Below are 13499 nucleotides of genomic sequence, written 5' to 3'. Positions count from 1 at the left end.
GTGGTGTTCTTTCCGGATCGATCAGCGGGGGAGCCTGCCGAGGATGTTGTCCAGGCCCGGTTTGTCGAGGAGTGCCACGGTTCCCCGTACCAGCGAGCGTTCGGCCAGTTCGAGGACCACGACATTACTGGGGGCCAGCACCGCGCTCGCGGCAGCGCCCTGGTCGCGGTCGGCGGTGCTGGCGTGCAGTGCGGTGAGGTTGCGGAACGACGCGGCCAGGTACGGCAGCGTCCGGATGGTGAAGGAGTCGCCAAGCAGGGCGACGTTCAGCCCGTAGGTTCCCGGGCCGGACGCGGTGTTGAGGTGCAGCGGCGTCGTGTAGTCCGGCGGCGTCGGGCGCGTCATGTCCTGGGTGCCGTCGGGCATGAGCGCGTAGTGGGTGCCGCTGGTCGTACCGGACCGGCCGATGAGTGGCGGCAGATCGGCGGGGACCTGCCAGCCCGCGGTGGGCGTGACCTTCCACGTCGCGCTGATGCCGGGCCGTAGCTTCTCCGCCACCGAGCGCGCCATGATCACCGAGCCCTCGTCCGACCAGTGCGCGTCCTGGGGTCCGTAGATCGGCTGGCCCTTGCTGGCGCCCCAGCTCGTGATCTGGCCGCGCAGGTCGAGGATGTAGTCCTGCCGGGCGTCGACCATCCGCCAGAACTCGGCGGCCATCGCGGTGTGGCAGTCCTTGCCGATGTAGGCGTCGGGCAGGTTCTCGGGCACCACGGTCGCCTTGTCCGGCGCGACGACCACCACGAGCTGACGGCCCGAGGCTTCGATGCCCTCCTTGAGCCGCTGCAGTTTGCCGAACGTGTCGGCCAGCGGATGTGCTTGTGCGCAGTGGCTCGACACCTCGTCGCCGAGGTAGAGCCAGCCGTTCTTGCCCTCGATGATCGGGGGGAACTGGCGGGGATCGGTCTTGACCGGCGGGGACTGCAGCGGGCCCTGCTGGTTCTCGTGGTTCAGCGGCGGCGGTTCGCCGAAGACGCCGCGGCTGATGCCGTCGGCGGCGTGCACCGCCTGCTCGCGGAACATCAGGTGATCGGTGGCCCACGCGGACAGCTGGGTGAAGAACGACCAGCCCTGGCCGGGGCTGGGGAAGGGGGTCAGTGCCCGGTTTTCGAACTCGCTCGGCCGGGCGCCGAAAGCGACCGTGATCAGCGGGGTCGCGAAGAAGATGACCGCGCACGCCAGCGCGATGGTCTGTCTGCGCGCGTGTCTTGGCCGGTAGAGCGAGTGCTCGCGGGGCAGCCAGGCCTCGTACACCGGGGGCAGCGGCGACGGCTTGTCGTTCTTCGTCGTCATGCCGTCGCTCCCGTGTCGTGTCTGCGGTTCGCGAACACGCCCGCGCGGCGGACGATCCGGGCCACCGGGCGCAGCGCCCTGCGCAGCGGGCTCGGCGGAGGCGGCGGTGGTGCCGGTGCGGGCTCCCGGCGGGCACGCCAGGTGCGGTACGCCTCCTCCAGTTGCCCGCGCACCCACGTCGTCGCGATGTCCATCGACCGGGTGCGCAGGAGATGGTCGCGTGCCGCCGCGCCGCGCCGCCGGGCTTCGGCCGGATTGTCGGCGACCTCACACATCGCCGCGGCCGCCGCGTCCAGATCGGGATCGGCCCAGTGGCCGTCCTCCTGGTAGGGCACCCAGCCGGGGCCGACCTTGACCAGCTCGTACGGAATCGGCCAGCCGACGTCGGCGCCGAAGAACTCCGTCGTGCTCGAGTAGTCCGTCGCGATCACCGGGAGCCCCCGGATCATCGCCTCCGCGACTGTCAGCCCGAATCCCTCGCTGCGGTGCAGGGAGACGTACGCGTCGCTTTCGGCGTACAGCGCGTTGAGTTCTTCGACGCTGAGGTAGCGCTCCCACAGTTCGATCCGCGTGTCGTCGCCGATCGCGTAGCGCAGCCGTTCCACCGTGGCCGCGTGCAGATGTCCGTTGGTGGCCTTGATGACCAGCCGGACGTCGTCGCGGCCGGGGAACGCGCGCTGGAACGCGGTCACCACGCCCCACGGGTTCTTGCGGCCGCCCGTGCTGTTGAAGTCGAAGGCGAACAGGAACCGGACGGGCGCGCCGGGTTCGCGTGCCGCGCGGGAGACCGGGCCGGGGTCGGGGACGGGCAGCGGGATGGTCTTCACCGGGACCGGGGCGTGCTCGGCGATCGCCTTCGTGGCGAACTCGCTCGGCGTCCACACCTCGTCGACGAACGCGAAACCGTCCCGCATGGACTCCGGGAAGTCCTCCAGCTCCCACGCCCACAGGCCGATCCGATACCGCTCGTGGCCGATGTCGGGGTGGCTGTTCAGCAGCAGCTCGGCGAAATCGGAGTTCACCGCGAGGAGGCTCAGCGGGAACTTCGGGTCGCCGACGGTGTCCGGATCGGCCAGCGCCGTGGTCCGGACCGAACGCGCCAGCGACCGCTTCTCGACAACGGACACCATCGGGATGCCGGAGTCCCGCACGACGCGGTGCACGATCCGGCCCATCTCGCCGAGGCCGAGTTCCGCGGTCAGGTACCCGGCGACGTTGACGCCGAACTCGTCGACCGGGGCGGTGGGCGCGGCCGGTTCGGTGGGCACCGCCCAGGACGGCACGAGACCCTCGTCGACGCCGTGGGTCGAGCACCACTGCCGGAACCCCGGCGCGTCCCGGCCCGTCGGGTGCGCGAACACGGCCTGCAGATCGACACGCGTCGCCCACACCCGCATGGTCAGCCTGCTGAACCCGGCGGTCTTTTCGAGCGGGGTGGCGGGCGCGGAAAGCCAGTCCTGGAACGCTTTTCCACCGTCGTCACCGAAGGGATGCGGCGGTGCTTCCTCGGCGGACTGACCGAACGGGTCCTCGTCCGTCTTCACCCACGCCGCGTGGAAGAGCTGGCGCATCTGCGGGGTGATCGGGGTCCCGTCCGGCAGTTCCGCGAAGCCGTACGGGACCTCTTCGCCGTGTCCGGCAGCCAGCAGCTTCTCGCGGTAAGCGTCGCAAAGGTGCCTGAGTGACGGATTCGCGGACAGTGTCACGCGGGGTCGCTCGGGAGTGTCCGCGCTCAGCAGCCACGGGGTTTCGGGGTCGTAACCGCGGAACGCCACGAACTTCGCTGGCGCGTCGTCCAGGGCTCGCTCGTGCAGATTCCAGTAGCCGAGGGCGAGGCCGGGATCGCGGACGATGGTGTGCGGGAACAGCCCGGCGACCAGGTCGAACCAGTGCCGGACCCGCGCGCGGGGTTTCCGGCACCGGGCCCGCTCGGCCCACAGGTCGAGGAATCCACGGGCGTCACGGCCCGCCGCGAGGAACCCGTCGAAGATCCCCGGCACGTCGCCGGGTTTGCGCTCGTCCTGCGGAAACGGGGTGAGCACCGAGGGCGTCACGACGAGACCGTGTTCGACGGCGAGCGCGGTGATGTCGGCGAAGGAGGCGTGGACGTCGATCTCCGGCGCGAGCAGCACGGCGACGTCGAAGTCTTCGAGGAGTTTCCGCAGCGCCAGCGGCTTGACCACGTCGAGCAGGCCGTCGGCCGCGTGGGACGTCGCGAGCCGCAGGTACTCGTCGGAATCGAGGTCGAGCCACTCGTGGCCGACGACCCGCAGCCCGGCGGGACCCGAGGTCCCGTCCGACGGGCCGTCGACCACGAGGACGACGAACTCGTGGCCCGGATGGTGCTCGAGATAGCTCTCGGCGAGCACACGACCGGCGGCCAGCCGGCTCCGGGTGAGCACGGTGCAGGCCGCGCTCCGATACGGACGGTCCGGCAAGCTTTTCCCCCCGAGCTTGCTACCGGACACGTCAGGTGTTGGCCGGCAGCACCTTCAGCTGCCCGGCGAGGATCTCGTCGAACACGCTGCTGATCGACGCGAGGTCGGCGCCGTCGACTTGCACGCGGACGACGGTGTTCCGGTAGACGTAGTGCGCCCGGATCAGGGACGCGCCGCCGTTCTGCCCGGCCAGCTGCACGACGTCGACGCCCGGCGGCACGGTGCCGCTGTAGGTCTGCATCTTGAACTTGATCTGCAGCTGCGCGAGCTTGTCGGCGGCGGTGCGGGCGGCGGCCGGCGACGAGGTCTGGGCGGTCAGCACGACCGCGTGGACCTCGGACGGGAGGTTCGAGACGGCGAGCCGGGCCTTGCTGGCGTCCGCGGCCTTGTACGCGTCGCTCTCGTCGTCGGTCAGGACCTTCCGCGGCGCGAGGTCGCCGAACGACGGGAAGTCCGTCTTCTCCTTGAGCGTGCCGGGCAGCTTCGCGATCTCCAGGTCGTCCTTCGGCGCGGGCGGCGCCGGAGGTGCGGTCTGGCTCGTGCTGGCGGGCGGCTGGGCGGTGTTGTCGCCGTTGTTGCCGAAGACGAAAAAGGCGCCGACGCCGAGAGCGATGACCACGACCACCGCGACCGCGATGCCGATGATCTTGCCCTTGCCCTTCGACGGCTTCGTCTCGAACGGCTCCGGGCCCTGGCCGACCCAGCTGTGGTCGGTCGAGGACAGCGGCGGGAAGTCCGAGCCGCCCCACGGCGGGACGCTGTCGCCGCTCGGCGCGTTCCACGGCGCCTGCGGTGGCTGCTGCGGGTGCTGTTGCTGCTGGTACGGCGGCTGTTGCTGCTGCTGCGCGGGGAAGCCACCGGAGTTCGGGGCGGGGAAGCCGCCCTGCGGGGAGGGGACGCCCGGGACGACCTGGGTCCGCTCCGCCTCACCGGCGTTGGCCTGCCAGGTGCCCTGGCCGACGGCCTGGGTGCGCTCGGCGCTGTCCGGCACGTTGACGATCTGGGTCCGGTCCGCGGTGGACCCCTGCTGCGGTTGCTGAGGCTGCTGCGGCGGGCCGGTCTGGGGCGCGCCCTGCTGCGGCTGCCCGCCGACCGGGGCGATGATCTGGGTGCTGTCCGCCTGCCCCGGCGCCTGCTGCGGGGTACCCTGGGGGTCGTAGCTGACCGCCGAGGACAGCACGTTGTCCCGCCGGACCCGGTAGTCATCGGCCGAGATCTGGCCAGCGGCCAGCTCTTCGTCCAACCGGCGAAGTTCTTCTTGCCAGGACAAACCCGGCCCCCTTCTCTCACGAAGCGCCTCGAGCCGGCGCCCTGAGCCGCACAGACCCCCCACATTGTGCACTCAGCGTCCTCGGGCCCCTCCCAGAGGGTCGAATCGTGACCTGCCCGGGTGACGGTGTCTCAGCCCGGGGGCAGGACCTTCTTCACCGCGTCCAGGATCCGGTCCTGACGTGCGGTGATCTCGGGCGAGTCCGACGTCTTCGGGTAACCGGCGCCGAAGTAGACGACGGTGCCGCCCGAGGCGTACCACGTCGTCTTGAGCGTGCTCTTGCCGTCGAACCCGGTGACGATCTTCAGCTGCTCGGAGGGCACCTGGGTGAACCCGCCCGCGACGGCGTTCTGGAGCAGCGTGTCGACGACCGCTTTGGCCCCGGTCGGGCCGCTGGTCGGGATCACCAGCAGCAGGTAGCTGGACTGACCGTCGGCCGAGCCGCGGAAGATGACCTCGCTCGCGCCGTTCTTCGTCAGGGTGTCGGCGGTCTGGTTCGGGTAGAGGCCCGTCTCGAGCCCCTTCGCGACCGACATCGTCGAGTTGTTCGGGTTCGGCGTGCCGGGCAGCACGGGGAGCCTGTCCTCGATGCTGCTGCCCGTCGCGGCGTTGGCGTTCGTTCCGGTCGGCGCGGTGCTCGACGCCGTATCGGTGCCGGTGGGCCTGCCGAGCCACCACGTGCCGCCGATGATCAGCGCGAGCACCAGCAGCACACCGGCGGCGAGGAACAACCACGTCGGCAGCTTGCGTGACCGCTCCGGCGTCGCCGGCTCGTCGTCCCAGCGGTTCTCGTTCCCGGCGTCGACCGGCTCGGGAACCAGCGGCGGGAACCGGCTCGGCAGCGGGCTGGTGTCCGGCCTGACCTGCGCGGGAGTGCCGTCGACGCGGAGGTACTGGGTCGGGTTGACGTCGGCAGGGCTGGGCGCGGTGGTCGGCCGGTCGGTGCTGTAGGCCATGCCGTTGTGGCCGGAGGACCGCAGCGGCATCGTCATCGGCGGGACCGACTGGGCGGGCACCGGACGGGTCAGGCCTGGCTGTGCGGGGGTCGGCTGCGACGGCGGCTGCTGGGCGGGCGTGGGCTGGGACGGATGCGGCTGCGCCGGGGTGGGCTGGGACGGTGGCTGCTGGTGCACCGGCGCCGGTGGCCACGGCCGGGCCTCGGGCGGCGGGGCGGCCGGATTGGTGCTGTGCCAGGTGGTCCCCGGATGCCGCAGCGGCGACGCGACCGGTGACGGCACGGTGCGCCCGGAGGCCTCGGCGAGCAGATCGTCGCGCAGCCTGCGGTGTTCGGCCTGACCGAGGCGACCGGCGGCCAGCTCCGCGTCCAGCCTGCGCAGCTCGTCCTGCCAGCTCATCCCGCACCCCCTGCCACCCGTATGGGGCACCAGTGTGACATGCGTACTGTCCGCACACCTGCGGGTCGCCGGGAATGGACGGCTTTCCGGCACCGGCCCGTGCCCGGCGAACTGCGTACAGTTGAGGTATGTCGTGGTTCGGGCGAGACAAGACGCAAATCGTGGGTGCGGACGAGGCCCTGCCCGGTCGGGCGGAGCCGATCACGGTGTCCGGCGTGCACGCGGTCTTCACCGACCGGCGGATCACCCCGCCGTTCCCGGAAGGGCTGCGCACGGCGGTGTTCGGGCTCGGCTGCTTCTGGGGCGCCGAGCGGATCTTCTGGCAGACGCCGGGCGTGTACTCCACCGCCGTCGGCTACGCGGGCGGCCACACGCCGAACCCGACGTACGAGGAGGTCTGCAGTGGACAGACCGGGCACGCCGAGGTCGTTCTCGTCGTGTTCGACCCGGTCCAGGTGTCCTACGAGACGCTGCTGAAGATCTTCTGGGAGGGCCACGACCCGACGCAGGGCATGCGCCAGGGCAACGACCTCGGCACCCAGTACCGCTCGGCGCTCTACTACACCGACGACGAGCAAAAGGCGACGGCCGAGGCTTCCCGCGAGGCGTTCCAGGCGGCGCTGACCGCGTCCGGGCACGGCACGATCACCACCGAGCTGGCGCCGCTGGGCGAGTTCTACTACGCCGAGGAGTACCACCAGCAGTACCTCTCGGACGCCAAGAACCCGAACGGCTACTGCGGCCTCGGCGGCACCGGTGTGAGCTGCCCGATCGGCCTCGACGTTCAGGGTTCCTAGCCTGGCGCGTCGCTACCGCTACTTGCCGTAGTGGTAGCGACACTGCGCCACACGGATCTCGTCGCCGACGATCTTGTAGACCAGCCGATGCTCGTCGGTGATGCGACGCGACCAGTAGCCGCTGAGGCCTTCCTTCAACCGCTCCGGCTTGCCGATTCCTTCGTTGCCGTTGCGCTGGATGTCCTTGAGCAGCTCGTTGACTCGCTTGAGGACCTTCCGGTCCTCGGTCTGCCACCAGAGGTAGTCGTTCCAGGCGAGTTCGTCCCAGACCAGTTTCATTCAACGAGGTCGTGCTGTGTCCCGCCGCCGGATTCCAGTCGCTCGATGGCGGTGATCAGGCGTCGCGCGTTCTCGGGACTGCGGAGCAGGTAAGCGGTCTCTTTGAGTGATTGGTAGTCCTCGAGCGACACGATCACGACCGGCTCGTGTCCTGCGCGAGTGATCACGACCTCTTCGCGGTCGTTCACCACGGAGTCGAGCGTCTCGGCGTAATTCGCGCGAGACTCGGAGTAGCTCATGGTCTTCATCAGCACCCTCCCTTCGACGTACAAAATACTGTACGTCGAGTGTGGCCGGGCAGCAAGGGATGCGGCGTGGGGCATCGGTCACACAGGGCTGAATCGGTAGGGCGATGACCGGCTGGAGTGCTGACCGGGACAGCCACTAAGGTCCGTCTGCGCGGTCGGCGCACGGTCACGTCTTTCCTTGTCGCGGCGCGGGGACCGCCAGGACGCGCAAGGGGGGCCCTTGACCACCGACACGCTTCCGGTCGAGCGCGGTTCGGGCCGTGGCTCCCGGCTCACCGCCGTCGGCCGGTGGTTTTCGCGGGAAGGGACGCTCGTCGTCCTCGCCGGGCTGGCGATCTCGGTGGTGTTCAACTGGCCGATCGTCGTGCGCCCGGCGTCCGCGGTCCTCGGCGGGATCGGCGACCCGTTCCTGCAGATCTGGGAAATGGCGTGGCAGCACCGTTTCCTCACCGGGGGTGGTGATTTCTGGACCGCCAACATGTTCTTCCCGGCGCCGGACAACTTCGCCTTCTCCGACACCCTGCTCGGCTACCTGCCGCTCAGCGTCTTCGGCGACGGCCCGGACGCCGCGGTCATGCGCTACAACCTCGCGTACGTCTTCGCCTACGCGCTCGCGTTCATCGGCTGCTACCTGCTGACGCGGCAGCTGGGGGGAAGCTGGCAGGCATCGGCGCTGGCCGGGGTGGTGTTCGCGTGGGCGCCATGGCGGCTCGCCCACGCCAGCCACCTCAACATCCTCTCCACCGGCGGGATCGCGCTGGCGCTCTTCGCGCTGGCCCGTGGCCACGGGTTCTCGTTCCGGACCGGGCTGCGGCCGGAGCGGGCCCGGCCGTGGTGGGTGCTCGCCGGCTGGTTGCTGGCCACCTGGCAGGTCACCCTCGGGTTCACCATCGGCATCCCGTTCGTCTACGTGATGGGGCTGGTGGGCCTGGTGATCGTCGTGGCCGGGGTGGTGAAGCGGCGCGAACTCGGCCGCCGCGTCCACCTCGCCAACGGCGTCGGGATCGTGGTCTTCCTCGTCGTCACCTACCTCCTGACGCGACCGTACCTACGGGTCGTCGACAGCTACCGGTTCACACGGTCGGCGCACGATCTCGAACTGCTTTCCCCGCCGCCGGAGGGACTGCTCACCGCGTCCAACCAGACCTCGGTGTGGCGTGGCACCCCGTTCAACATGTGGCACGAAGGCGTGATCGACCACTCCTGGATCGCCGAGCCGGGCGCGGCGGAGAAACTGCTGTTCCCCGGGCTGGTCGTGCTGGTGCTCGCGATGGTGGGCCTGGTGGTGAGCGCCTGGCCGGTCCGGGTGCGGGTCGGTCTCGGCATCGCGACGGCAGTCCTGACGATCCTCTCGCTCGGCACGACGTTCTTCGGCGGCGAGTTCACCTACCTCCTGCTGTGGAAGCACTTTCCGGGCTGGGAGGCACTCCGCACTCCCGGACGGCTGATCCTCTGGGTGAGTCTCCTGCTTGCGCTGCTCGCGGCGGGTGCGGTCACCCGCTTCGGCCAGTTGTGGGCCGAGCGCTCGCCGACGCCGTCCGCCTGGCGAAAGCGCCTGGTCGCGTTCCTGCTGCTCCTGCCCGCGCTGGGGGCGTTGCTCGAAGGCGTCCCGAGCCAGCCCCACGTGACGCCGCCCGAGATGCCCCCGGATCTCCATCAGGCCTTCACCCAGTCGCGGGAGCCGATGCTCGTTCTGCCGGTGAGCCTGTCGCCGGACACGTTCAGCGAGTACACCTACCTGCTGTGGTCCACCGACGGCTTCCCGAAGCTGGCCAACGGCTACTCCGGCAACTTTCCGCCGCAGTACGAGGAAATCGTCGCGGCCTCGAAGACCTTCCCGGACGCGCACAGCATCGCGGTGCTGCAGAAGTACGGCATCCGGAAGGTCGTCGTGCTGAAGGCGGCGGGCCCGTCCGCCGAGGTTCTCAGGCGCCCCGTCGACCTCCTGCGTCTCACCAGGACCGAGACCGCGGATCTCGTGACGTTCACCGTGCACTGACAAGCTGTACCCATGACCTCGGCGAACGCCGACGAGTGGGCGCTCGTCCGTGACCATCTGCACGACCTCGTCCAGGGTGGGCTCGCCCCGCTGCCGGGCGGCAGGCTGCTGCGCGTGTCGAGCGAACGGCTCGGTGACCCGGCCGCGCTGCGCGAGCTGGTCCGCTGGGCGGCGATGCTCGAAACGTGGATCCCGACCGACGTCACGCCGACGTCGTTCTGTGAGGACCAGCTGCTCCAGCAGGCCCGGTCCTTGCTCGCCGGAACGTGGCCGCCGCGCGGCGCCTGACCGCCGGTTTGCGTCGTTTTCCCGTCGGGTAGGCCGACGACATGACGGAGTTCGTGACGACGGCCGATCTGGCGATCGGGTACGAAGTGGACGGTCCCGCCGACGGTCAGGCCGTAGTGGCGGTACACGGCTGGCCGGACGACGTGCACTGCTGGGACGGGGTCGTGCCGGTGCTGACCGCCGCGGGTTTCCGCGTGTACCGGCCGCATCTGCGTGGCTTCGGGCCGACCCGGTTCCACTCGGCCGGCAAACCCCGCAGTGGGCAGGCCGGCGCGCTCGGCGCTGACCTTCGTGACTTCCTCGACGCCCTCGAACTCGACGACGTCGTCATCGCCGGACACGACTGGGGCGCGCGGGCCGGGTACGTGGTGGGCGCCTTGTTCCCCGATCGGGTCCGGTCGCTGGTCGCGATGTCGGCGGGCCACGGGGCGAGCGGCCCGCACGCGCCGTTGCCCTATCCGCTCGGCCACGCCTATTGGTACGAGTGGTTCGTCGCGACGCGCCGGGGCAGGGAAACCGTGCGCACGGACCGGCGCGGGTTCAGCCGGTATCTCTGGGAGAGCTGGTCGCCGGGCTGGGACTTCACCGACGCCGAGTTCGACACGGCCGCCAGCGCCTGGGACAACGACGACTGGCCGGACATCACGGTCACCGCGTACCTGCACCGTTGGGGCGAGATCGCCGGAGACCCGGCGTACGACGACATCGAGGAGCGGCTCGCCGAGGTCCCGGCCGTCCGGGTACGCACGCTGGTGCTGCACGGCGCCGACGATCGCGACAACCTGCCCGCCACCAGCGAGGGCAAGGCCGAGCTGTTCGGCGAGCGTTATCAGCGCCTCGTGATCGACGGCGTCGGCCACTTCGTCCCGCGGGAAGCCCCGGCCCGCACCGCCCGCGAGATCCTCCGCTGGATCGCCGAGGAGTGACGCCCGCAAGACCTCTCCCGCGTCACCCGCAAGGCCGCCGAAACTGTCGTACGTATGTTCTAAAATTGGCGTTGTCCAGGGGAGATGTCGCTCGGCGGTCAACCAGGGCGCCGGGTGGCGAAGCGGCGAAAGGCGGCCTCATGGCTTACATCACCCTGCCCACTTTCGTGGGCTACAGCGCGAGCTCGGGTCCGGCGCGATCTTCGTTCGTCCGCCGTCAGCGCCGGCTGTACGAGGACCCGGCGCGGGCCGCGTTCAACTACTACCGCCGCGCGGCGAACGCCGTCCGCGCCGGGCGCGCGGCCGGGCAGGACGAGGTGGCCCTGCGCGCGCTGGTCAATTCCGCCGACGACCGGACGAAGCCGCACTACGCCGCCATCGCCGAGGGGTGGCTGCGGTACCTGGGGCGGCGCAACCCACGGCTGGTGGAGGTCGGCCGGGCCCGCTGCGTGCTCGGCGAGCTGGAGATCGGCATCAGCCCGCAGCTCGGCCTGCGCAAGAGCAACGGCCGCCGGTTCGCGACCTGGCTGTACTTCAAGGAGGAGCCGCTCACCAGGGACGCCGCGCTGCTGGCACTCTGGCTGATGGAGAAGGCCATGCCGGATCTGCTGCCGGGCGGTGAAGCACTGGTCATCGACGTCCGGCGGGCGAAGGAGTTCATGCTGAGTCCCCGCGATCGCGCCCGGCTGCGGCCGTGGGCGCAGAGCGAGGCCACGGCGTTCATGACCCTGTGGAACGCCGCGTAGACCTGGAGGTGCCGTGCCGGTCCCGCTGAGTGGCGCGGTACTCGCCGTCCTCGACCGGCTGCTGCCCGCGGACGACCCGGTCGCGGCCGGGCTCCGCGCGCAGCTGCCGCACACCCGCATGTCGCCGGGCTGCGAATGCGGCTGCGCGACCGTGCACCTGCACGTCGCCAAGGGTGCGGTGGCGCCGGTCGAGGCGCCGCGGCGGGAGTTCGCGTCCGCGCGGATCGAAGCCGCCGACGGGACACCTCGCGGCGGCATCGTGCTGTTCGTCGAGGGCGGCTACCTGTCCTGGCTGGAGATTTACTCGTACGACGACCCGATCAGGGCATGGCCGTCACCGTGCGAGGTGCACCCGGACGGGTGACGGATTTCGCGCGGGACGGGAGCCGGACTGGACAATCTCGGCGACGAACACGAAGCTTTCCGCAGTCTTGAACCGGCCGAAAGCTTCGAGGTCGAATGTGAACGCTGCCTGGGAACCCCTCTCCCGCGTTGCCGACGAGCCCGCCTGGTACTGGGTCTACGACGAGCTCGGGTTCGCGCCGAGCGTGTTCTCCCACGCCTGGCCGGGCTTTCGCGAGCCCTCGCCGTCCAAGACCTGGGACCTCTCGCCAGGCGACCTCGACCGCGCGTCCCCCGAGTTCCGTCTAGGCCCGTACGCCGTCGAGGAGCGCGAAGTCGCCGATGTCGCGCTCGCGGCGTTGAAGGAGTCCGTGCGACCCGACGAGTGGGTGTGGGTGCTCCACTGGCAGCACCAGTCCTACCGGTTCTGGCCGCACCGGATGGCCGCCGCCGACAACTGGACCGTGCCGGTCTTCCCCCGCGTCGACTACCACATGTTCCTCGCCGAGGACTTCCGCTTCGGCACGCTCGGGCATCCGTGGGAGCGGACGCTGTGCGTGTTCGGCGAGCCGCTGCTGACCGCGTTCGGGCGGCACGGCGAGGGCGTGTTCAAGAACGTGTTGCGCCGCAACGGTTCCCCGATCGCACTGGCCAGCTGACCGCCCGCGCCCCGGAAAGCGCAGGTCCGCTGCTACCTTCATCGGCGTGTTCGAATACCACGGCTGGGTGACGATCCAAGCGACCGCGAGCGGGGACGACGACGCCGCGCTGCTCGAGCGCCTCGTCGAGCGAGTACATCGCGCCGTCCGTGACGCCGACATGGTCGATCTGGTGGACCTGCGCTGGAGCGCGGGGATGCCGATGCTGCACCTCGGCGGGCTCGACAAGCACGGCGGCACGATCGGGCCGCGGCTGCTTGAGCTGTTCACCCGGGTCGGCGAGCTGGCGGCGGGCTCGTACGGCCTGCTCCACGTCTGGGACGACCAGGACACCGAGCACGACAACGAGTTCCGCGTGTTCCGGATGGCGCGCGGGCTGGTGAACGAGCGCCCCGACACCCACCTGAGCCCGGTGGCGCCGACGGTGCTGGACGTCTACGAGCTCTGAGCCGTGTCCGGTTCGAGACCGGTGGTCGAGTAGTCGTACTCAAGACTTCGCGGGGCCGGTCGGCGACCGTGAGGACATGACAAAAACCGTCTCCTCCGCGTCGTCCACCACTGCGGCGTTCTTCGCCCAGGCGGCGCTGTCGTTCGGTCTCGCGCTGGTCGCGGTCAGCGCCGGGATCGTGTTCCTGCCGGTGAACGGCTGGGTCCGTGGTTTCCTCGCGCTGGGCATGCTGTACCTGGTCACCTCGGCGTTCACGCTGGCCAAATGCGTGCGTGACCGGCAGGACGAGAACTCCGTGGTCACCCGGGTCGACCAGGCGCGGCTCGACAAACTGCTCGCCGAACACGACCCCTTCAAGACCCCCGCCGCGTAATGCCGTTAAGGCCACCTTACGGGCGTCAGACGCCCGTAAGG

The 13499-nt window shown here is 70.2% G+C and carries 15 protein-coding genes; 9 read left to right on the top strand and 6 right to left on the bottom strand.

From position 1 onward, the window contains the following. Positions 1–21 precede the first annotated feature (21 nt). From ACFW0G_RS15705 to ACFW0G_RS15690, 4 genes are all read right to left on the bottom strand, one after another. The gene (locus ACFW0G_RS15705; protein WP_378325922.1) at positions 22–1290 is read right to left on the bottom strand and encodes a hypothetical protein; all 1269 of its coding nucleotides are present in this window, start codon (positions 1288–1290) and stop codon (positions 22–24) included. Beyond that, a complete protein-coding gene (locus ACFW0G_RS15700) occupies positions 1287–3728 on the bottom strand; it encodes a glycosyltransferase (RefSeq protein WP_378325921.1) in 2442 nt (813 codons plus the stop codon). Before ACFW0G_RS15700 ends, ACFW0G_RS15705 begins: the two co-directional genes overlap by 4 nt. A gap of 31 nt (positions 3729–3759) precedes the next feature. Beyond that, entirely contained in the window at positions 3760–4998 is a 1239-nt protein-coding gene (locus ACFW0G_RS15695) for a hypothetical protein (RefSeq protein WP_378325920.1), read from the bottom strand. Between the two features lie 131 nt (positions 4999–5129). Then, positions 5130–6353 (bottom strand): hypothetical protein, encoded by a 1224-nt coding sequence (locus ACFW0G_RS15690; RefSeq protein WP_378325919.1) that lies wholly within the window; start codon positions 6351–6353, stop codon positions 5130–5132. 128 nt (positions 6354–6481) lie between these two features. Between ACFW0G_RS15690 and msrA the strand changes: the two genes are divergently transcribed. Next, the gene (gene msrA / locus ACFW0G_RS15685) at positions 6482–7150 is read left to right on the top strand and encodes a peptide-methionine (S)-S-oxide reductase MsrA (protein ID WP_378325918.1); all 669 of its coding nucleotides are present in this window, start codon (positions 6482–6484) and stop codon (positions 7148–7150) included. 18 nt (positions 7151–7168) lie between these two features. On the opposite strand, the gene ACFW0G_RS15680 is transcribed toward msrA, so the two are convergent. Both ACFW0G_RS15680 and ACFW0G_RS15675 read right to left on the bottom strand, forming a co-directional pair. Then, a complete protein-coding gene (locus ACFW0G_RS15680) occupies positions 7169–7429 on the bottom strand; it encodes a Txe/YoeB family addiction module toxin (protein ID WP_378325917.1) in 261 nt (86 codons plus the stop codon). Beyond that, a complete protein-coding gene (locus tag ACFW0G_RS15675; protein ID WP_378325916.1) occupies positions 7426–7677 on the bottom strand; it encodes a type II toxin-antitoxin system Phd/YefM family antitoxin in 252 nt (83 codons plus the stop codon). Before ACFW0G_RS15675 ends, ACFW0G_RS15680 begins: the two co-directional genes overlap by 4 nt. Positions 7678–7897: 220 nt before the next feature. On the opposite strand from ACFW0G_RS15675, the gene ACFW0G_RS15670 reads away from it, so the two are divergent. From ACFW0G_RS15670 to ACFW0G_RS15635, 8 genes are all read left to right on the top strand, one after another. Further along, entirely contained in the window at positions 7898–9676 is a 1779-nt protein-coding gene (locus ACFW0G_RS15670) for a hypothetical protein (protein ID WP_378325914.1), read from the top strand. A gap of 12 nt (positions 9677–9688) precedes the next feature. Further along, a complete protein-coding gene (locus ACFW0G_RS15665) occupies positions 9689–9964 on the top strand; it encodes a hypothetical protein (RefSeq protein WP_378325913.1) in 276 nt (91 codons plus the stop codon). A gap of 41 nt (positions 9965–10005) precedes the next feature. Then, positions 10006–10890 (top strand): alpha/beta fold hydrolase, encoded by an 885-nt coding sequence (locus tag ACFW0G_RS15660; protein WP_378325912.1) that lies wholly within the window; start codon positions 10006–10008, stop codon positions 10888–10890. Between the two features lie 140 nt (positions 10891–11030). After that, positions 11031–11636, top strand: coding sequence for a hypothetical protein (locus ACFW0G_RS15655; protein WP_378325911.1), 606 nt, complete (start codon positions 11031–11033; stop codon positions 11634–11636). 13 nt (positions 11637–11649) lie between these two features. Next, on the top strand, positions 11650–12000 hold the full coding sequence (locus ACFW0G_RS15650; RefSeq protein ID WP_378325910.1) for a hypothetical protein: 351 nt from the start codon (positions 11650–11652) through the stop codon (positions 11998–12000). Between the two features lie 97 nt (positions 12001–12097). Continuing rightward, positions 12098–12637: a DUF2716 domain-containing protein gene (locus ACFW0G_RS15645; RefSeq protein WP_378325909.1), complete on the top strand. Its 540-nt coding sequence runs from the start codon at positions 12098–12100 to the stop codon at positions 12635–12637. A 46-nt stretch (positions 12638–12683) separates the two neighbouring features. After that, on the top strand, positions 12684–13085 hold the full coding sequence (locus tag ACFW0G_RS15640; protein ID WP_378325908.1) for an immunity 7 family protein: 402 nt from the start codon (positions 12684–12686) through the stop codon (positions 13083–13085). A 76-nt stretch (positions 13086–13161) separates the two neighbouring features. Continuing rightward, positions 13162–13458, top strand: a complete 297-nt coding sequence (locus ACFW0G_RS15635; protein ID WP_378325907.1) for a YiaA/YiaB family inner membrane protein — start codon at positions 13162–13164, stop codon at positions 13456–13458. Positions 13459–13499 lie beyond the last annotated feature (41 nt).

Source organism: Amycolatopsis sp. NPDC058986 (assembly GCF_042741125.1).
In the GTDB taxonomy this organism is placed as follows: domain Bacteria; phylum Actinomycetota; class Actinomycetes; order Mycobacteriales; family Pseudonocardiaceae; genus Amycolatopsis.
Note: the sequence above shows the minus strand (reverse complement) of the source record. Positions and strands in the feature narration are given on the sequence as shown.